Raw genomic sequence first — 19691 nt, forward strand, 5'->3', positions numbered from 1 at the left:
TTTGGACCCCATCCTATGGGGCCCGGCCCGGCCACCGGCCAACGAGTAACCGCGCAGCCGCGTCACTGGGGCCTGGTACGGGCCCAACCCTGGGTGCCGGGCGCCGTGATGCCCAGCTGCGCGGCCGGGAGCGCCTGGCTGCGCTGCACGGCCTGGACGGCCGGCGGCAGCACCGGTGGGAGGGTCGGCGGCAGCACCGGGGGCCGCGCGGCGGGCTGGACCGCCGGCTTGATCGCGGAGGGCGGGCCGACCGGCTTGATGATCGACGGGAGCTGCGGCGGCACGGCGAGCCGCTCCACGGTCGGGGCGCCCGCGGTGCGGTGCACCCGCAGCCAGGCGGTGGCCTGTTCGGCGGGCAGCGCGGCCGACACCAGCCAGCCCTGGACGGCGTCCACGCCCATGCAGTGCAGCCGCTCCCAGGTCTCGTCGTCCTCGACGCCCTCGGCGACCACGGTCAGGCCGAGCGAGTGTGCCAGCTCCACCGAGCAGCGGACCACCGCCGCGTCGTGGTCGTCGGCGACCATCCGGGAGACGAAGGAGCGGTCGATCTTCAGCTCGCCGACCGGCAGGCTGCGCAGCCGCACCAGCGAGGAGTGGCCGGTGCCGAAGTCGTCCAGGGACATCCCGACGCCGTAGCCGCGCAGCTCGGCCAGGGTGTCGGCGGCGCGCCGGGAGTCGTCCAGCAGCAGCCGCTCGGTGATCTCCAGCTGGAGCGCGTGGGCCGGCACCTGGTGGCGGACCAGGTGCCCGGCGACGCGCTGGGCGAAGCCGGGGTTCAGCACGTCGCGCGGGGAGACGTTGACCGCGACCTGCACCTGGAGGCCCTGGTCGCGCCAGTAGGCCAGCTGGCCCACCGCCGCCTCCAGCACGTAGTCGGTGAGCCGGGGCATCAGCCCGCTGGACTCGGCGAGCCCGACGAACTCGTCCGGCGAGACCTTCCCCTGCCCGGGCCGCTCCCAGCGCAGCAGGGCCTCCAGGCCGACCACCCGGCCGTCGAAGGCCACCTTCGGCTGGTAGTGCAGCTGCACCTCGCCGGTCTCCAGGGCCCGGCGCAGGTCCCCGAGCAGGCCGATCCGGTAGGGGGTGTCGGCGTCCTGGGTCTCGTCGTACTGGGCCACCCCGCTGCACTCGCGCTGGGCGTGGCCCATCGCCACGTCGGCGCGGCGCAGCAGTGACTCGGCGTCCTGGGCGCCCTGCGGGTAGACGCAGACGCCGGCGCTGGCCTCCAGCACCAGCAGCAGGCCGTCCAGCCGGATCGGTGCGGCGAGCTCGGCGATCAGCGCCTTGGCCACTCGTTCCAGGCTGTCGGGGCAGTTGATGCCGGGCATCAGGACGGCGAACTCGTCGCCGCCCATCCGGGCCACCATCGGGCGGCCGCGACGGTAGTGCCGGGGCAGGCCGGCGAAGACGTCGTCGATGGACTCCCGGGTTTCGCTGCCGGCCGGGCCGCCGGAGCGCAGCGCCCGATGGAGTCGGCGGGCGATGTGAACCAGCAGCCGGTCACCTGCCGTATGTCCAAGTGTGTCATTGAGTGATCGGAATCGATCGAGGTCGAGCAGGATGAGACCTACGCTGTAGCCCTCCTCGCGCTCGACTATCGCCTCCTGGGCGGCCAGGAGTAAGGCCTGACGGTTGGGCAGGTCCGTCAGCGGGTCGGTCAGCTGGTCGCGGGCGCGGTCCCGGGCGATCCGCCAGGCCGCCACCAGGACGGCCAGCGGCACCGCGAACAGCGGCAGCAGTTCGGGTTCGTACCGGTAGACCAGGACGGCCAGCGGGATGAGCGGCGCAGCTCCGGCCAGCAGCACGCCGAGCAGCAGGACCGCACCTGCCACCCCCTGCGGCGGGCGTGTGGGCGCGCCGCCGGTCGTACGATCCATAAGCCCTGTCCTCCGTCGGGCCCGCCCCGTCAGGCCGCCTTACGGTGAGGCACCGCGCTGGTACCGACAGCTGCCGGGCATGGAGCGACCCCGAGGAGCACCGGCTCAGCCGGTGCCCCCACCCCTGCTGACACTCTGTTGCGCTCCAGGGTATGCCGGGGTCCACCCGGTGGGCAGACTTTCGGACAACCGGAAACGCACCACCGCGCCCGAGTGTCACACAGTGACACAATGCCCGCTTTCACTGCACGGCACCCGGTGACGTTGCATCAGGACGATAACAACACGGATCCGGCCACCGGCGGATCGGGTCCGCTCCGGATCAGCCCTCGGCGGGGGTCCCGGCGGGCCCGGCGGCCTCCTCGGGCTCCGGAAGTCCCAGGTGGGCACGGGCGGCCGACGGTCCGTCGGACAGCAGCACGGCGAAGCCCGCGTCATCCAGGACCGGCAGTCCGAGCTGAACGGCCTTGTCGTACTTGGATCCTGGGTTGTCGCCAGCGACCACAAAATCGGTCTTTTTCGAAACCGAACCGGTCACCTTCGCTCCGCGCGAGGTCAGCGCCTCCTTGGCGCCGTCCCGGGTGTGGCCGGACAGCGTGCCCGTCACGACCACCGTCAGCCCCTCCAGCGGGCGCTCCGCCGCCTCCTCGTCCACGAACTCCTCGGTGAAGCGGACGCCCGCGGCGCGCCACTTCTCCAGGATGTCCCGGTGCCACTCCTCCTCGAACCACTCCTTGATCGAGCGGGCGATGGTCGGCCCGACCCCCTCGACCGCGGCCAGCTCCTCCTCGGTGGCCGAGAAGATCCGGTCCAGGTCACGGAACTCCCGCGCCAGCTCCTGGGCCGCGACCGGGCCGACGTGCCGGATCGACAGGCCGTTGAGGAAGCGCCAGAGCGGGCGCTCCTTCGCCCCCTCCAGGTTGTCCAGCAGCGCCCGGAGCGACTTCTTCGGCTCGCCCTTGGTGGTCGCGAAGAAGAACACCTCCTTCTCCTTGCCGGTCCGGTCGTCCAGCTTGGGCATGCCGGTCTTCTGGTCGCGCACCAGCACCTTGATGGGCAGCAGCTGCTCCTCGGTCAGGCCGAAGACGTCGCCCTCGTTGCGCACCGGCGCCTCGGCCGGCTCCAGCGGCTGGGTCAGCGCGGTGGCCGCGACGTACCCGAGGCCCTCGACGTCCAGGCAGGACCGCCCGCCGAGGAAGGCGATCCGCTCCCGGATCTGCGCCGGGCAGTGCTGGGCGTTGGGGCAGCGCAGGTCGATGTCCCCCTCGGACATGGGGCGCAGCTCCGTGCCGCACTCCGGGCAGTGCGAGGGCATCACGAAGGCCTGCTCGGTGCCGTCCCGCAGGTCGTAGACCGGGCCGAGGATCTCCGGGATGACGTCACCGGCCTTGCGCAGCACCACGGTGTCGCCCAGCAGCACGTCCTTGGCCTTGACGATCTCCTGGTTGTGCAGCGTCGCGTACTGCACCATCGAGCCGGCCACCTTCACCGGCTCGGCCAGCACCGCGTACGGGGTGGCCCGGCCGGTGCGGCCGATGCCGACCTTGATCTCGGCGAGCTTGCCGGTGACCTCCTCCGGCGGGTACTTCCAGGCGATCGCCCAGCGCGGGGACTTGGAGGTGGCGCCGAGCCGGCCCTGCAGCGCGATCTCGTCCACCTTGACCACGACGCCGTCGATCTCGTGCTCGACCGAGTGCCGTTGCTCGCCGAAGTGCTTGATGAAGGCCCGGACTTCGGCCAGCGTGCCGACGACCTTGTTGTGCCGGGCGGTGGGCAGGCCCCAGTCGTGCAGCAGCTGGTAGGCGTGCGACTGGTTGTCGATGTCGAAGCCGACCCGGGCACCGATGCCGTGCACCACCATGTGCAGCGGCCGGGAGGCGGTGACGTGCGGGTCCTTCTGGCGCAGCGAACCGGCGGCCGCGTTGCGGGGGTTCATGAACAGCCGGATCATCGCCCGGGGCCGCTTGCCCTCCTTGGCGCGCTCCTCGTTCTCCTGCCGGCGGCGCTCGTTCTCCTCCGAGAAGGAGGCGTTGAGCGCGAGGAACTCCTCGGTCGGGAAGTAGACCTCGCCGCGGATCTCCACCAGCTCCGGGACGTTGTCGCCCCTGAGCCGGTGCGGGATCTCCTTGATGGTGCGGATGTTGGCGGTGATGTCCTCGCCGACCCGGCCGTCGCCACGGGTCGCCGCCTGCACCAACTGGCCGTTCTCGTAGGTGAGGTTGACGGCCAGGCCGTCCACCTTGAGCTCGCACAGGTAGTGGTAGTCGATGCCGTGCAGCTCGGTGGCGACCCGGTCCGCCCAGGCGCCCAACTCCTCGTCGTCCATCGCGTTGTCGAGACTGAGCAGGCGCTCGCGGTGCTCGACCGCCGCGAACAGCGCGGTGGGGGCGCCGCCGACCCGCTGGGTCGGCGACTCCGGCGTCACCAGGGCCGGGTGCTCGGCCTCCATCGCCTCCAGCTCGCGCATCAGCGCGTCGAACTCGGCGTCGCTGACGACCGGTGCGTCCTGCTCGTAGTACCGGGCACGGTGGTCGGTGATCTCCTGCGCCAGCTCGGCGTGCCGTCGGCGCACCTCCGCCGGAACGTCCTCCCAGCCCTCGACAGCCGTCACCGCAAGCCCTCCTACGTTCTCATTCCGGGTTGTCCACCAGGCTCTGCGCCGCCCGCGCCGCGAGCGACAGCGCCCTGCGCGCGTACGCCGGGGAGGCCCCGGCCAGCCCACAGGTCGGCGTCACCAGCACGCGGCGGCCCAACAGCTCCGGAGCGAACCCGAGCCTGCGCCACAAGGTCCTGACTCCCTGGACACTACCGGCCGGGTCGGACACCGCCTGGTCAGTGGCCGGGACGACACCAGCGAGGATCACCGTGCCGCCCTCCACCGCCTCGCCCAGGTCGTCGTCCTGGCGCTCGGTGAGGAGCGAGAAGTCCAGCGAGATCCCGGCCACCCCGGCCCGGCGCAGCAGCGGCACCGGGACGTCCGGGGCGCAGGAGTGCACGACGACGGGCGCGTCCAGCCCTCGGATCAGCTCCCGCAGCACCTCCTCGGCGACCTGCCGGTCCACGGCGCGCAGCCGCTGGAAGCCGCTGGCGGTCTTCACCGCACCCGCGAGGACGGCGGGCAGCGAGGGCTCGTCCAGCTGGAGCAGCACCTCCGCGCCCGGCACCCGCTTGCGGACCTCCGCGAGGTGGCGGCGCAGGCCCTCGGTGAGCGAGCCGGCGATGTCCCGGCAGGCGCCCGGGTCGGCGAGCGCCTTCTCGCCGTGCTTGAGCTCGATGTTCGCCGCCAGCGTCCACGGCCCGACGGCCTGGACCTTCAGCGCGCCCTGGTGGCCCTGGGTGAACTCCTCCAGGGCGTCCAGGTCCTCGCCGAGCCAGGAGTGGGCGCGGCGGGTGTCCCGGCCGGGGCGGTCGGTGAACCGCCAGCCGCTGGGCTCGGTCTGCGCGAACAGCTCGACCAGCAGGCCGGCGCTGCGGCCGATCATGTCGGCGCCCGGGCCGCGTGCGGGCAGCTCGGGCAGGAACGGCAGGTGCTCCAGCGCGCCGGTGGCGGTCCTGGCGGCCTCCCGGGCGTCGGTGCCGGGCAGCGAGCCGACGCCGGTGGCGGCGCCGCGCAGGTCGGGGAAGGATGTGGGGACGGTGGGCGGCTTCATCAATGGTCCACAGTGTGATGTCGGGCGTTTCGGGATGTCGGTGGTCGCTGTTGCGGTCCCCATGATTCCTGATCCGGTGGGACGGCGCGTTCGATGCGAGGCGCACCGGGCACACCGCACGGGTGCACCCGGCGGGACCGTCCTCCGCCGAGTGCACCCGTCGTGGTTCGCGGCCGGTACCGTGCCTACGGCTGCTTGAGCAGGTTGTCGAGGTCCGCCTCCACCGCGGCGGTGAAGACGCGGGCCAGCGGGAGGAAGGCGAGCAGGCAGGCGATCGCGAAGGCGGCCATGGCGGTGGGGGCGGAGAACCACTCCGCCAGGGCGCCCGCGACGCCGGCGCCGACCGGCCCCGAGCCGAAGGCGAAGAGCCGGAAGACGGCACCGAAGCGGCCCATCATGGTCGAGGGGACGAGCGTCTGCATGACCGTGCGGACGTTGACGGTCCAGAGGGTTCCGCCCATGCCGCCGAGGAGGGCGGCGCAGCCGACCGCCCACCGGTCGGTGGACAACGCGGGGGCCGCCATCATCGCGCCGGTCAGGAAGATGTTGATCATCATGGCCCAGCGGCGCCCGAACAGCCGGTTGAACCAGCCGACGACGAGCGAGCCGGCGACGCCGCCGATGCCGAGGGCGCCGACGAGCAGGCCGTAGTCGGCCGACGTCAGCCCCATGGCGCCGGTCGCGTACAGCGGCATCAGGGCGAACCAGGCTCCCCAGCAGGAGCCCAGCACCGTCACCACGGCGGCCAGCATGCGCAGCAGCCGGTGCCGGAAGAGGAAGCCCAGGCCCTCACCGATCTGCGCGCGGACGGACGGGGCCGCCGCCGCCCCACCGCTCGCCGTCGCGGGCCGGTACCGGTAGACCAGCAGCACCAGCACGGCGGCGGTCAGCACGTAGCCGACCAGGGTCGCACCGAGCGCGAAGGACACTCCCACGCCGACGAGCAGGCCGCCGACGAAGGGGCCGACGAACTCCAGGCACACCGTTTCGGCGCCCGCCACCAGGGCGTTCGCCCGTTCCCGGCCGGAGACCGCCACGACGTCCGGGACGAGCGCCGCGGCGGACGTCCCGGCGATCACCTCGGCGATGCCGAGAGCCGCCCCGCAGGCGTAGATGACCGGCAGGTTCAGCAGGTCCGTGACGGCCAGCGCGAGCAGCGCGCCGCCCACGAGGACCTGGATCCCGTTGGCCAGCCACACCAGTTTGCGCCGGTCGACGCGGTCCACCAGGACCCCGATGTGCAGCGCGCTGAGCAGCCAGGGCAGCGACAGCGACATCGCCACGCCCGAGATGAGCGCCGGAGACTCGGTGAGTGAGGTGGCCACCAGCGGGAGGGCGATCTTCATGACGCCGTCCGCGAGGTTGGTGACGGTGGTGAACGCGACCAGCACCGCGGTGTTCCGCCGACTCGCACCGGTCGTGTCCACCGCGTCCACCGTGTCCACCTCGTCCACAGGCCCGGCCGCGACGTGGTGATCGGACGACGGCGTCGGCCGCTCCGTCGCCTTCGCGCCTTCAGTCATCAGAACTCCGTTCACTGGGGCCGGGATTCGAGGAACTGGCGGTGTGCTCCGCGCTGCGTCACATCGTGGCACCCGTGCGACGGCGCAGAACAGGTCGGGCCGGCCCGGTGGACACCGGCCGGGCTCCGATCGCGGCTACGGTCGGGGATTCGAACAGGTCGCGCACCGTCAGATCGAGGCCGGTGGCCGCCTGGATGCGGTTCACCAGCCTGGCGGCGAGCAGCGAGTGCCCACCGAGGTCGAAGAAGCTGTCGTGGATGCCCACGACGGGGACCTTGAGCACCTCCGCGAAGACCTCGCAGAGCGCGCGCTCGCGGGCGTCCCGAGGCGGAGTCCGGGTGCCCTCGGTGCCGACTTCCGGAAGCTCCAGCTTCCGGCGGTCGAGCTTCCCGTTCGCGGTCAGCGGCAGCGCGTCCAGCACCACGAAGGCCGCGGGCACCATGTACACCGGCAGCTTCGACGCGGCGAATCCGCGCAGCGAGGCGGGAGTCGGCCGCTCGTCCCCGGTCGGTGACGGCGTCACGAACGCCACCAGCCGCTGCTCGCCCGAAGGCATCCGGTCCGCCAGGACGGCCGCCTGCCCGACGCCGGGACAGCCGAGCAGCACGTTGACGATCTCGTCGAGCTCGATCCGCACGCCGCGGATCTTCACCTGGTCGTCGACCCGGCCGAGGAACTCGATGGCGCCGTCGGCCCGGAATCGCGCCCGGTCGCCCGAGCGGTACATGCGGGTGCCGGGTGGACCGAAGGGGTCGGCCACGAAGCGACCGGCGGTCAGGTCGGGCCGGTTGAGATAGCCCCGTCCCACGTTCTCGCCGGCCAGGTACAACTCCCCGACGACTCCGGGCGGGACCGGTCGCAGGGTGTCGTCGAGGATGTGCACCCGGCAGTTCCCGATCGGTCGGCCGATCGGGGCCGTGGCCGGCCACTCGTCCACGTCCTCGGGCAGTGTGGCCGCGGTGATGACATGGGTCTCCGACGGTCCGTACTCGTTGTGCAGCGTGACGTGCGGCCGTTCCTGGAAGAACCGGACCACCTGCTCCGTCAGCCGCAGCGCCTCGCCCGCCTGCCGGATGTGCCGCAGGTCCGCCAGCTTCAGCCCCAGGTCGTTGGCCGCCTCACAGACCGCGTTCACCACCAGGTCGGGCGCGAAGAGCTCGGTGGCGCCCTCCCGGTCCAGCCAGCGGGCCAGCGCCACCGGGTCGAGCCGGGTCTCCTCCGTGGGAACGAGCAGCGCCTTGCCGTGCAGGAAGGCGGCGAGGAACTCGTGGATCGACGCGTCGAAACTGAGCGAACTGAAGTGCGCAACCCGGCAGTTCTCGCCGCCCGGGTACACGGTGCGCCCCCAGGCCAGCAGGTTTACCATCACCCGGGACTGGACGACGACGCCCTTGGGCTTGCCCGTCGACCCCGAGGTGTAGATGACGAAGGAGGCGTTCTCGGGTCCGGCGACGCCGAGGACCTCGTCCGGAGCCAGGTTCGTCCCGTCGTACGCCGCGACGATCCCGGCCCAGCCCGCCTCGTCCAGGCGCACCGAGGGGACGCCGGGCAGCAGGTCGTCGTCCAGCGTCAGCGCCAGTGCGGGCCGCGCGTCACCGGCAATGTAGGCGCGGCGGTCGGCCGGATACTGCGGATCGACGGGCACGTAGACCGCGCCCGCCTTGAGGATCGCCACGTACGCGAGCACCAGGTCGATGGAGCGCGGCAACGACACCGCGACCCGGGCCTCCGGGCCGACGCCCCGGCTGACCAGGAGTCTGGCCAGGCGGTTGGCGCGCTCGTTCATCTGGGCATAGGTGAGCCGCGTACGGTCGTCGGCGAGGGCCAGGCTGTCGGGGGCCTCGGCCACGCGCTGTTCGATCTGCGCGGCGAGGGAGGTCCCCGGCAGCGGCATCGCGGTCGCGTTCCACTCCCGGAGCAGCCCGCGCTCCCGGGGGCTGATCAGGTCGATCGTCTCGATCCGCCGGTCCGGGCTCGACACCACCGCCCGCAGCAGCCGTTCGAGGCGTTCGACCATGGCCTTCACGGTGGAGCGGTCGAACAGGCTGGTGGCGAACTCGACGCTGCCCGCCACCCCGCCGTGCCCGCCCTGGTCGTCGAAGTGCTCGGCCAGGTTGAACAGCAGGTCGAACTTGGCCGTGTCGGTGCCCAGCGTCTCGACGCGGTCGGCGAGGGCGGGGGCCTCGAAGCGGTCACCGTTGACGTCCTCGAAGACGAGCATGGTCTGGAACAGCGGGTGCCGGGCGGGGGAACGCACCGGGTTGACCGCCTCGACCACCGCCTCGAACGGCACGTCCTGGTGGGCGAGCGCGGCCAGGGTCCGGGTGCGCACGCGGTCCAGCAGGTCGCGGAAGGTCGGCCGGTCGCTGAGGTCCGTGCGCAGCACGACGGTGTTCACGAAGAATCCGACCAGGTCGTCCAGGGCCTCGTCGGTGCGCCCGGCGATCGCGGAACCCAACGGGATGTCGTCGCCGCCGCCCAGCCGGTGGACCAGGGCGGCCAGCGCGGCCTGCACGGCCATGAACACCGTGCAGCCGTTCGCCCGCGCGACCGCGGCGAGCTCGCGGTGCAGGCCGGCGTCCAGACGGATGGCGATCCGGCCGCCCCGGTGGTCGGCGACGGCCGGGCGGGACCGGTCGTAGGGCAGCGCCAGCTCCTCCGGCAGGCCGCTCAGCGTGTCCCGCCAGTACCGGACCTGCCGGGTGAACCGGCTTTCCGGATCGGCCGGATCGCCGAGCAGCAGCCGCTGCCAGAGGGTGTAGTCGGCGTACTGGACCGGCAACGGGGCGAAGTCGGGCGCGCGGCCCTGCGAGCGGGCTAGGTACGCGGCGTCCAGGTCGCGGCCGAGCGGCACGTCGGACCAGCCGTCGGTGGCGATGTGATGCACGGTCAGCAGCAGCAGGCGCCGACCGTCGGTGACGTCGAGGACCTTCGCGCGCAGCGGAGGCTGCGAGGTCAGGTCGAACGGCTGGGCCGTCTCGGCTCCGACGGCCGCGTCGAGCCCGTCGGCCGAAACCGTCGCCCGCGACAGCGCCGGGACCGCCGCGGGCCCCTCCAGGACGTGCTGGTAGGGCTCGCCGTCGGACTCCGGGAAGACGGTGCGCAGGCTCTCGTGCCGTCGCATCACGTCGGCGAGCGAGTCCCGCAGGACGTCCAGCTCGACGTCATCGCGCAGGGCCAGGCCGACCGTGGTGTTGTACGTGGCCGAGGGGCCTTCGAGCCGGTCGAGGAACCACACCCGTTGCTGCGCGTACGACAGCGGGACGCGTTCCGGGCGGGCACGGGACGCCAGCGTCGGTGGCGCGGGCTCCGAGCCCGCCAGCCGCTCGGCCAGCAGGGTGGCGGTCGGCGCCTCGAACACCGCCTGCACGTCGACCGCCGCGTCCAGGGCCGACCGGATGCGGCTGGCCAGCCGGGCCGCGGCCAGCGAGTGCCCGCCGAACGCGAAGAAGTCGTCGTCCGGGCCGATCCCCGGCAGCCCGAGCACCTGGGCGAACAGGTCGCACAACAGCCGCAGTCGCGGGTCCCGGACGTCGGGGTGGGCGGCCGGCGTCGCGAACCGCGGCTCGGGCAACGCGGCCCGGTCGACCTTTCCGCTCGCGCCGGTGGGCAACGCGTCGAGCTCCGTGATCACCTCCGGCACCAGGTACTCCGGCAGTTGCTCCCGCATCCGGGCGAGGACGCGTTCGGCGGAGAAGTCGCCGCCGGCGGCCGGCACCGCGTAGGCCACCAGGTGCTTCTCGCCCGCGCCGTCCGGGCGGACGACCGCGACGGCCTGCGCCACGCCCGAGACCCGGCGTAGGACGGCCTCCACCTCGCCGAGTTCGATGCGGTGTCCGCGGATCTTGACCTGGTCGTCCGTCCGGCCCAGGAAGAGCAGTGTGCCCTCCGGCGTCAGGCTCACCCGGTCGCCGGTGCGGTACATGCGTGCGCCCGGCTCGTCGGTGAACGGGCACGCGACGAACCGCGACGCGGTGAGGCCGGGCCTGCGGAGGTAGCCGTCGGCCAGGGCCTCCCCCGCGATGTAGAGTTCGCCCACTCCGCCCTCCGGCACGGGCCGCAGCCGGCCGTCGAGCACGAAGTACCGGAAGCCGGGGTTGGGCCGGCCGATCGTGACGGGCGCGCCGGACACCACCTCGACGCCCGACGTGTCGACCGTGCACTCCGTGGGACCGTACGTGTTGTGCGCGACCACCCCGGGGGCCCCGGCGAGCCGCTCCCACAGCGGCTCCGGCAGCGCCTCTCCGCCGAGGACGCACAGCAGCGGACGCCGGGCGGCCCGCGCCAGCAGTCCGTCCTCGACGAGCGCCTCGAAGTAGGTGGGCGTGCCGTCGAGGTAGTCGATCCCTGCCTCGTCCACGTACCGGACCACCTCGGCCGGATCCCGGCGCGTGCGCTCGTCCAGGAAGTGCAGCTCGTGTCCGGCGAACATCAGCAGCAGGGCCTGCAAGGACGCGTCGAAGGACATGGACGTCGTGTGCGCGATCTTGAACACGGTCCCGGCGGGCCGACCGGTCGCCCCGGCGAATCCGACGACCTTCCGCCGGTACTCGGCGGCCAGCCCGGCCACGCCGGTGTGCGGGACCACGACGCCCTTGGGCGTGCCGGTCGACCCCGAGGTGTAGATGACCCACGCGGGGTGGCCCAGGTGCAGCGGTCGCAGCCGGTGGGCGTCGGTCGGGTTGCCCGCATCCGTCTCCGCCCACCCGGACGGCAGCTCCGCGCCGAGCACCAGGACCGCCGCGTGCTCGCCGTACCGCCCGGCCCCTTCGGTCGAGTCGGTGACGATCAGACCGGGCCGGGCGTCGGCCACCATCAGGGCCAGCCGGGCCGCCGGGTACGCCGGGTCGAGCGGGAGGGAGGCCGCGCCGGCCTTCGCCACGGCGATGGTCGCCACGACGGTGCGCAGGTCGCGCGGGAGGGCGAGGCCGACCAGGTCGCCCGGACCGAGGCCCCGCCGGATCAGCTCGTGCGCCAGCCCGTTGGCGAGCCGGTTGAGGCGGTCGAAGGTGAGGGTGGTCGCACCGGCCGTCAGCGCGGGTGCGCCGGGCGAGGCGGCCACCCGCTCCTCGAAGAGGGCGGCCAGGGTGCGCGGTACCGGACTCATCGGTTCGCCGCCCCCTCGGCCGTCACGGTGCCGGAACGCTCCGGCGAGCCCACGCTCCTGGGCCGGATGTCGGTCCAGGAGGTCTCGACGTACTCCAGGGCGGAACCCCGGGAGCCGGGGCCGAAGACGGACTGCCAACCGGCGGGCACCGCGGCGAAGGCCGGCCACAGGGAGTGCTGCCCCTCCTCGTTGACCAGCACGTGGAACTCACCCGCGTCGTTGTCGAAAGGGTTCGCGGTCATGCCAGTTTCCCCTCCATCGCGGCCGTCGGCGCGATCCAGCTCACCAACTCGTCCAGCGCCTGGTAGAAGCCCTCGATCTCCGAGACGTCGTTGTAGAGGTACGCCGCCACGCGGAGGACCTCGCCCCCGGCCATCCCGCTGACCAGCGGCTGCGCGCACATGTGCCCGCTGCGCACCATGTAGCCGTACGAGTCGCTCAGCAGGCGGGCGACCTCGCCGGTCGGGATGCTGTCGTCGAGCCGCAGGCTCACCAGCGCGATCCGGTCGGTGGAGTCGGGAGGACCGATCAGGCGGACCCCGGGACGGGCGACGGCCCCGCCGATCAGGGCAGCACCGAGCTCCTGCGCGTGCCGGTGCCGCTCCGGCGTGTCCTGCGCCTCCAAGTAGCGGATCGCCGCCGCGCTGCCGATGATCGAGGCGATCGCCGGTGTGCCCGCCTCGAACCGGTAGGGGATGCGCCGGTCGACGCTGCCGTCGAGGTCGACCCAGTCGACCATGCCCCCGCCGACGGACGCGGGGCGCAACCGCGCCAGCCGCTCGCTGCGGCCGAACAGCACGCCGACGCCGGTGGGGCCCAGCATCTTGTGCATCGAGAACGCCATGAAGTCGACGTCCAGCTCCTGCACGTCGATGCGCTGGTGCGGCAGTGACTGCGCGGCGTCGAGGACGATGACCGCGTCGCAGGCGGCACGGATCTCGGCGACGAGTTCCGCGACCGGGTGGACGACACCCGTGACGTTGGAGCAGTGGGTGAGCGCCACCACATGGGGACGGCCGCGCAGCAGCGTCCGGAAGTGGTCGCGGTCGAGTCGGCCGTGCTCGTCCAGCCTGGTCAGTTCGAGCTGCCCCACCCTGCGCCACGGCAGCAGCTGGGAGTGGTGAGCGTCCAGGCAGCCGACCACGCGCGCGTCCGGGGGCAGGTCCAGGCCGCCGGCGACCAGGTTGAGCGCCTCGGTGGTGTTGCGCAGCAGCACGACCTCGTTCGCGGCCGCGCCGAGGTGCCGGGCGATCACCACCCGCGCGCCCTCGTACGCGTCGGAGGCCTCCTCGGAGAGCCGGTGCTTCCCGCGGTGGATGTTGGCCCCGTTGGTCTCGTAGTACTCGGTGATGGCCCGGATGACCGGGCGGGGCTTGAGGGTCGTCGCCGCGTTGTCGAGGTAGGAGATCGACTGACCGTCGAACTCCCTCCGCAGTACCGGGAAGTCGTCCCGGACGGCGTTGCGTGCGGTCATCGGGCACCTTCCGCGGAGAGGTGGGAAACACACGACTGGAACTTCCCGCTGCGTTCGCAGGAGATGTAGCCCACGGACTCCAGGCGGACCCGGTTCGGCGCCAGCGTCTCGGCGAGACGGGCTTCGAGCGCGGCCTCGTCACCGGGCCGCGCCGTGTCGTTGGGGAGGTAGCGGAACGTGCAGTCGCCGTCCTCGCCCTGCTCCAGCTTGTAGAGGTCGAGCCAGGGCGCGTCGCCGACCACGGCGTCCACGGCACCGGGGGTGACGACCCGCCCGTCACGCAGCCGCACCATGTGGGTGCCGCGGCCCTCGATCCGCACCACCGGCAGATCGGAGCCGCACGGGCAGGCCTCACCCGTCGGCGTGAACCAGTCGCCGGTGGCGTAGCGGATGCGCGGGATCAGCCCGTCGTCGATCGTGGTGACGTACAGCTCGCCCATCTCGCCGTTCTCGACGGGCCGGTCGTCACGGACGAACTCCGGGTAGAACTCACGGTCGTTGATGTGACGCTGCCCGAGGTGGCACTGGAATCCCAGGTAGCCGAGCTCGGACATCCCGATCATGTCGCCGATCGGCACCTCCGGCCCCATGAACTCCTCGATCTGGCGCCGCGCGACGCGGGTCATGAGGGTGTACCCGCACACCATGTGCAGTTTGCGCGGCGAGGTGATCTTCCGCCCGAGCCGGCGCGCCCAGCGGGTCAGGAAGGCGAAGTGCGTCGGGTCCACCACCAGCAGGTCGGGCTGGTACTGCTCGATCTCGTCGAGCGCCTTGACGATCTGCCATTCCGGCGTCGCCAGCAGGTCGTGGGCGACCGTCAGGACCAGGGTGCCGTCCGCGAGGATGCGGTCCTCCATGGTGGAGAACCCGGTGGCGCACTCGACGTCCGAACAGTTCGGCGGGGCGAACCGGCAGAGCCGGGGCCGGCTTCCGGGCTGCCACAGACCGTCGAACCCCCGGTGGACGCCGAACCCGGTGGCCTGCCGACGCGCCAGGTCATAGGACATGATGGCGCTGTTCAGGCGCTCACCGGAGGTGCCGGAGCTCTGGAAGCGCATGACGTTCGGCGAGGTGAGGGTGTACCCCTTGGCGAGCACGCCGGCCGGGAAGCCGCGGCGGTAGTGCCCCTTGGAGGTGGGCGGGATCCGCCGGAAGTCCGCCAGGCTCCGGATGTCCTCCGGCCGCAGGCCGTTGGCCTCCATGTGCTTGCGGAAGAACGCAGTGTTCTCGAAGGCGTACGCGATCTCCTCGCGGACCGCGTCGAAGAGGAGGGAGTCGGTCATGCCATCGCCACCAGCGTCGACCGGGTGCCGGAGTAGGGCCTGCGCCCGTGCGCGAACTGCTCGTTGTCGATGATCACGATGTCACCGCTCTGCCAGGGGAACGCGATCTCCTCGGCCGCGTACGCCGCGCGGATCCCGGCCAGGTCGGCCGGGTCGAGCGGACTGCCGTCCCCGTACAGGGCGTTGCGCGGCAACTCGTCCTCGGCGAAGCTCTCGCGCAGCACCTTCTCGACACCGCCGGGAAGCGAGCTGACGTGGAACAGGTGGGCCTGGTTGAACCAGACCTTCCGCCCGGTCGTCCGGGACACCGTGGTCGCCTGGACCACGTGCCGGGTGCGGAGCCGATCGCCGCCCAGCCACTCGGTCTGCATGCCGTGCTCGCGGCAGTAGGCGTCGACCTCGTCGCGGTCCTCGGACTGGAACGCCTCCTGCCAGCTCAGGTCCACGCCGTGGCCGAAGTTGCGCACGTACATGACCCCGTGCCGCTCGAAGCGCTCCCTGATCCCGGCCGGCACCCGGTCGTACACCCGGGCGCTGTCGGCGAACGGCGTCTCGCCGCCCTCCTCGGCCGGGACCACGCAGGCGAAGAACAGCGTGTCCGGCCACGCGTCCGTGTACGACATCTCGTTGTGCAGCGGGATGGTCTGGTCGGCCGGGTACTCGGTCGAGGTGAACACGTTGCCGCTGACCCGAGTCCGCGGGGTGGAACGGTTGTTGTAGTCGAGCAGGCCCCCCGACATCGCCGTGGCGAGCTCTCCGAGCCCGTCCGCGTCCAGCGGGCTGAATCCCCGGAGCAGGACGGCGCCGTGCTCATCGCGCAGCCGCCGGAGCATGGTGCCCGAACCGGCCAGCCATTCCCGCGCGTCGAGCAGGGCGACCGTCGGGGTACAGGAGACCATCCGGGTTCCTTCGAACAGTGGCTCCACCGCGACCAGGGCCTCGGCACGGGCCGAGACGGGCTTGCGGGTGCGGCGCGTGCCGGCGAGCGGCGACGTCTTCTGGCTCATCATTCCCCCGCCTTCTGCTCGAGGAGCTGGTCGATGAACTCGGCCAGCTCCGACACGACGGGCCGCTCGAAGAGGGCCCGCAGCTTCAGGTTCACCTTGAACTCGTCGCGCAGCCTGAAGATCAGCTGGGTGGCCAGCAGCGAGTGGCCGCCGATCTCGAAGAAATCCTGGTCGGCACCGACGTCGTTGAGCAGCAGCAGCTGGGCGATGACGTCGGCGACCTTCTTCTCGGTCGGAGTCCGCGGCGCGACGCCCGAGGCCGATGCCGCGTTGTAGCTGGAGGGCGCGGGAAGCATCGAGGAGTCGATCTTCCCGGTGCCGGTCATCGGGAAGGCGTCGAGGGCCACGAAGTGCGTGGGGATCATGAACTCCGGCAGGCTCTCGGCCAGGAACGGGCGCAGCCACTCCGCCTGGCCCCGGCTGCCCTCGGCGTCGGTCAGGTACGCGACCAGGTGCATGGCCGTGCTCTCACCGGTCACCACCACCAGGCTGCCCGTGACGCGCGGGTGCCGACGCATGACCGCCTCGATCTCGCCCAGCTCCACCCGGAACCCGCGGACCTTGATCTGGCGGTCGACCCGGCCGAGGAACTCGAGGCTGTGGTCCGGGAGCAGGCGCACCTTGTCGCCGGAGCGGTACATCCGGGCCCCGGGCAGCTCGGCGAACGGGTCTTCGACGAATCGTTCCTGCTGCTCGGCGGTCCCGGCGAGATAGCCCTGCGACACCGACGAACCACCGATCCAGAGCTCTCCCGGAACGCCGACGGGCACCGGCCTGCGCTGCGGGTCCAGGACGTAGGTGCGCGCGTGGCGCATCGGCGTGCCCAGCGGCACGGTCGAGGTCAGCCCGGCGAACTCGTTCGAGGTGACCTGGCCGCACAGCACGCCGACGGTCGTCTCGCTCGGCCCGTAGTGGTTGTAGAGCCGGCAGTCGCCGAGGAATCCCTTGAGCATGGTGTACGTGCCCCAGCCCAGCGGCTCCCCGCCCAGGACCAGAGCCTCGCGGGGCAGCAGCTTCGCCGGGTCCTCGGCTACCGTGATGACGGCTTCCAGGTGCGTGGGCGTGATCTTGACGAGGTCGTAGCTCTCCGCGGCCAGCAGCTCCGCAAGCGCCTGGGCGTCCGAGGAGACGTCCGCGGCGACGATCCGGAGCCGGCCGCCGGTCATGAGCGGCGGGAACAGCGCCGTGTTGCCCAGGTCCGTGCCCAGGGTGCTCAGGGCCACCGAATCGATCGCGCCGGTGAGCCCCAGGCGGTCCATCGCGCCGTCGAGGTAGGCCGCGAGCTGCCCGTGGCCCACCAGCACGCCCTTGGGGGTGCCGGTGGAGCCCGAAGTGAACAGCACGTACGCCGGGGAGTCGTCGCGCGTCTCCACGTCCGGACGCTCGCTGTCGCGACCGGCGCAGACCGACAGGTCCGGGTCGACCACGACGACCTCGCAGTCCACCGGCATGTCCGGCACCTTCTCGGTGGTCGCCACGACGTGCCGCAAGCCCACGGCGGTCGCGATGGCGGAACGGCGCCGCGCGGGCAGCTGCGGGTCGACCGGCACGTAGCCGGCCCCGGCCTTGGCGATGGCCAGCATGGTCACGACGGCCAGGTCGGAGCGCTCCAGACACAGTCCGACCAGGCTCCCGGCGCGCACGCCGCGGGCGGTGAGCTCATGGGCCAGGCGGTTGGCGGCCCGGTCCAGTTCCCGGTAGCTCCAGTCGCGGACGTCCGTGCTGAGCGCCACGGCGTCCGGGGTGCGCTCGGCGGTCCCCTCGACCTGCCGGTGCCAGTGCATCGGCGCGGCGCTCGACGCACGCGCGGGCTGCGTGGCCGAGACGAGTGCCCGGGCCTCGTCCTCGTCGAGCAGGGCGAGCTCCGGTACGGCGGCCGAGCGGTCGCCGCCCAGCGCCGTCAGGGTGGCCCGCAGACAGGCCAGGACCGCTTCTGCGCCGCCCTCGGCCATGCCATTGGCCTGGTGGCGCAGCGTCACCCGGATCTCCTCGCCCGCGCCGCGCACCTGGAGGCCGATCTTGCGGCCGTCGTCCGACGGCTCGATCCACAGGCCGGAGAAGGCGGGGGCACCGACCGCCGTGAAGTCCGCGACGTCGCTGAAGCCGAACCCCGGCAGGGCGGCACCGTGGTGCCTGGGCGGCAGCACGGAGCCCTCGTCGGCCCGCTCCAGGGCCGAGAGCTGCTGGTCCACGGCGCGCAGCAGGTCCGCCAGCGTCGTCCCGTCGGAGATGTCCGCGAAGACCGGCATCGGCAGCTCGAAGAGCCCGATCGCGGATTCCAGTTCGCCCATGGCGCGCCGGGAGAGCGTCGCGTCGACGGCGAGGCTCGCCGGTCGGCCGGTGGCGTGCCAGAGCGCGGCGAGCCAGCCGGTCAGCATGACGCCCCGAAGGCCGCTGTCGTACGCGCCGCCGAGGGCACGCAACTCACGTGCCAGGGACGCCGGAACCGTCCAGTCCAGGGCCTCGTGAGCGGTCTCCGCGGAGCGGACTTCGAGCGGGAGGTGCCGGGGCGGCAGGTCCGCCAGGCGCGTCTGGCGGTCGGCGGCGGCCTCCTTGTCCTCCCGCGTTGGCATCGCCTCCTCGAACTGCCACTGCGCGTAGTCGGCGTACTGGACCTCGATGTCGCGGTCCCACCGCGCACCGTCCTGCCGTGCGGCATAGGCCTGTTGCAGGTCACGGAGGAAGACCTCGACGGAGCGGCCGTCCATGCTCAGCCGCGGCGCGGACAGGAGGAGCGACCGGCTCCCGTCGGCGTGGCCGAACAGCGCGAGCCGTACGACGCGGTCCTCGGGGTCCGCGTCGCGGAGCTCGTCGGCGACGGCCGCCAGGGTCGCGCCGTCCCCCGTGTGCTCCGTCACCCGGATCCGCGGCTCGTCCTCGATCACCATCAGCACGGTGCTGTTCTCGCCGAGGACCTTGCGGTAGGCGGTGCGCAGGCTCTCGTGCACGGACGCCACGTCGTGGGCGGCCCGCTCGAGCACCTCCCGGTCGACCGGCCCGGACAGCCGCACGCCGGAGACCGTACGACCCGCCGGCCCGCCGGCGACGCGGCCGAGCAGGTGCTCCTGCTGCCGCGACAAACGGAAACCTTCCCAGGACTCGTTCATCAGATCTCCTCCGGGTCGATCCACAGTTGCCCTCCGGTGATGCTCGTGGTCTTGTTCCAGGTGCTGATCGCGTCGGGGCCCAGCCATTCGGCGGCGGTCTTCCAGAAACCCGCGTACTCCGTCGGCACGTCGAGGACGGTGTGGCCGACCTGCTGGGGAAGGTGCGCCAGGACATCGCCCAGCTTCATGCGCAGGAGGTCCAGGAACTGCTCCCGCTCCAGCGGGATGTCCTCGCCGGTGCGCCGGTCCTTGAGCTCCGGGAGGCCCTTCGGGCGCATCACGTTGCGGAAGCTCTTCCCCAGCGACGCGTAGCTCATGACGGAGAAATTGAAGATCATCTGCTCGATCTCGGGGCCGATGACCCTCCGGACCTCGGCGCGCCTGTGGTCCGGAATGGACTCGACGTCGTCGTTGTGCAGTCCCTCCGTGCCGTAGACGCCATGGAACAGCCCGGCGACGCAGACCTGCTCCTTCGCCTTCATGTCCTGCAGGATGGAGCAGACTCGGAACATGTGATCGATCAGGCTCTCGTCCTGGTGCGCGATCTTGTGCAGGCCCAACCGGACCAGATCGTCGCGGTACACCTCGGCGTCAAGCATGTGACTTTCACTCCTTCCTCTGGCTTGGTTCGCCGCAGGGCGCGCGGATTCCGACCCGGCTCCG

At 72.2% G+C, this 19691-nt stretch carries 10 protein-coding genes and 1 pseudogene; all 11 read right to left on the reverse strand.

Going from position 1 to position 19691, the window contains the following annotated elements; all coding sequences use genetic code 11:
- Positions 1 to 308: 308 nt before the first annotated feature.
- A pseudogene (locus BOQ63_RS18345) lies at positions 309 to 1814 on the reverse strand (putative bifunctional diguanylate cyclase/phosphodiesterase); the annotation flags it as partial.
- Between the two features lie 385 nt (positions 1815 to 2199).
- Complete coding sequence (ligA, locus tag BOQ63_RS18350) at positions 2200 to 4488, reverse strand: NAD-dependent DNA ligase LigA (protein ID WP_030286985.1); 2289 nt, start codon at positions 4486 to 4488, stop codon at positions 2200 to 2202.
- Positions 4489 to 4507: 19 nt separating this feature from the next.
- On the reverse strand, positions 4508 to 5527 hold the full coding sequence (locus tag BOQ63_RS18355) for a methionine synthase (RefSeq protein ID WP_046386616.1): 1020 nt from the start codon (positions 5525 to 5527) through the stop codon (positions 4508 to 4510).
- Between the two features lie 185 nt (positions 5528 to 5712).
- Positions 5713 to 7050, reverse strand: a complete 1338-nt coding sequence (locus BOQ63_RS18360) for an MFS transporter (protein ID WP_078867470.1) — start codon at positions 7048 to 7050, stop codon at positions 5713 to 5715.
- 58 nt (positions 7051 to 7108) lie between these two features.
- Complete coding sequence (locus tag BOQ63_RS18365; RefSeq protein ID WP_072654637.1) at positions 7109 to 12157, reverse strand: non-ribosomal peptide synthetase; 5049 nt, start codon at positions 12155 to 12157, stop codon at positions 7109 to 7111.
- On the reverse strand, positions 12154 to 12399 hold the full coding sequence (locus BOQ63_RS18370) for an MbtH family protein (RefSeq protein ID WP_046386617.1): 246 nt from the start codon (positions 12397 to 12399) through the stop codon (positions 12154 to 12156). The genes BOQ63_RS18365 and BOQ63_RS18370 overlap by 4 nt, the downstream gene beginning before the upstream one ends.
- On the reverse strand, positions 12396 to 13631 hold the full coding sequence (locus tag BOQ63_RS18375; protein WP_030286995.1) for an aminotransferase class V-fold PLP-dependent enzyme: 1236 nt from the start codon (positions 13629 to 13631) through the stop codon (positions 12396 to 12398). The genes BOQ63_RS18370 and BOQ63_RS18375 overlap by 4 nt, the downstream gene beginning before the upstream one ends.
- A complete protein-coding gene (locus BOQ63_RS18380; RefSeq protein WP_030286997.1) occupies positions 13628 to 14914 on the reverse strand; it encodes a phenylacetate--CoA ligase family protein in 1287 nt (428 codons plus the stop codon). Before BOQ63_RS18380 ends, BOQ63_RS18375 begins: the two co-directional genes overlap by 4 nt.
- Positions 14911 to 15921 (reverse strand): TauD/TfdA family dioxygenase, encoded by a 1011-nt coding sequence (locus tag BOQ63_RS18385; protein ID WP_078867471.1) that lies wholly within the window; start codon positions 15919 to 15921, stop codon positions 14911 to 14913. Before BOQ63_RS18385 ends, BOQ63_RS18380 begins: the two co-directional genes overlap by 4 nt.
- Positions 15921 to 19028, reverse strand: a complete 3108-nt coding sequence (locus tag BOQ63_RS18390) for a non-ribosomal peptide synthetase (RefSeq protein ID WP_197697971.1) — start codon at positions 19026 to 19028, stop codon at positions 15921 to 15923. Before BOQ63_RS18390 ends, BOQ63_RS18385 begins: the two co-directional genes overlap by 1 nt.
- Positions 19028 to 19627 (reverse strand): DUF6817 domain-containing protein, encoded by a 600-nt coding sequence (locus tag BOQ63_RS18395; RefSeq protein WP_072654639.1) that lies wholly within the window; start codon positions 19625 to 19627, stop codon positions 19028 to 19030. The genes BOQ63_RS18390 and BOQ63_RS18395 overlap by 1 nt, the downstream gene beginning before the upstream one ends.
- Positions 19628 to 19691 lie beyond the last annotated feature (64 nt).

The sequence above is a fragment of the Streptomyces viridifaciens genome, assembly GCF_001888885.2.
Classification (GTDB): domain Bacteria; phylum Actinomycetota; class Actinomycetes; order Streptomycetales; family Streptomycetaceae; genus Kitasatospora; species Kitasatospora aureofaciens.

What these genes read in the sequence shown, in the direction of transcription:
- BOQ63_RS18365 (WP_072654637.1), bottom strand. Translation starts at nt 12,157, where the DNA reads ATGAGTCCGGTACCGCGCACCCTGGCCGCCCTCTTCGAGGAGCGGGTG.
- BOQ63_RS18395 (WP_072654639.1), bottom strand. Translation starts at nt 19,627, where the DNA reads ATGCTTGACGCCGAGGTGTACCGCGACGATCTGGTCCGGTTGGGCCTG.
- BOQ63_RS18390 (WP_197697971.1), bottom strand. Translation starts at nt 19,028, where the DNA reads ATGAACGAGTCCTGGGAAGGTTTCCGTTTGTCGCGGCAGCAGGAGCAC.
- BOQ63_RS18360 (WP_078867470.1), bottom strand. Translation starts at nt 7,050, where the DNA reads ATGACTGAAGGCGCGAAGGCGACGGAGCGGCCGACGCCGTCGTCCGAT.
- BOQ63_RS18370 (WP_046386617.1), bottom strand. Translation starts at nt 12,399, where the DNA reads ATGACCGCGAACCCTTTCGACAACGACGCGGGTGAGTTCCACGTGCTG.
- BOQ63_RS18380 (WP_030286997.1), bottom strand. Translation starts at nt 14,914, where the DNA reads ATGACCGACTCCCTCCTCTTCGACGCGGTCCGCGAGGAGATCGCGTAC.
- BOQ63_RS18375 (WP_030286995.1), bottom strand. Translation starts at nt 13,631, where the DNA reads ATGACCGCACGCAACGCCGTCCGGGACGACTTCCCGGTACTGCGGAGG.
- BOQ63_RS18385 (WP_078867471.1), bottom strand. Translation starts at nt 15,921, where the DNA reads ATGAGCCAGAAGACGTCGCCGCTCGCCGGCACGCGCCGCACCCGCAAG.
- BOQ63_RS18355 (WP_046386616.1), bottom strand. Translation starts at nt 5,527, where the DNA reads ATGAAGCCGCCCACCGTCCCCACATCCTTCCCCGACCTGCGCGGCGCC.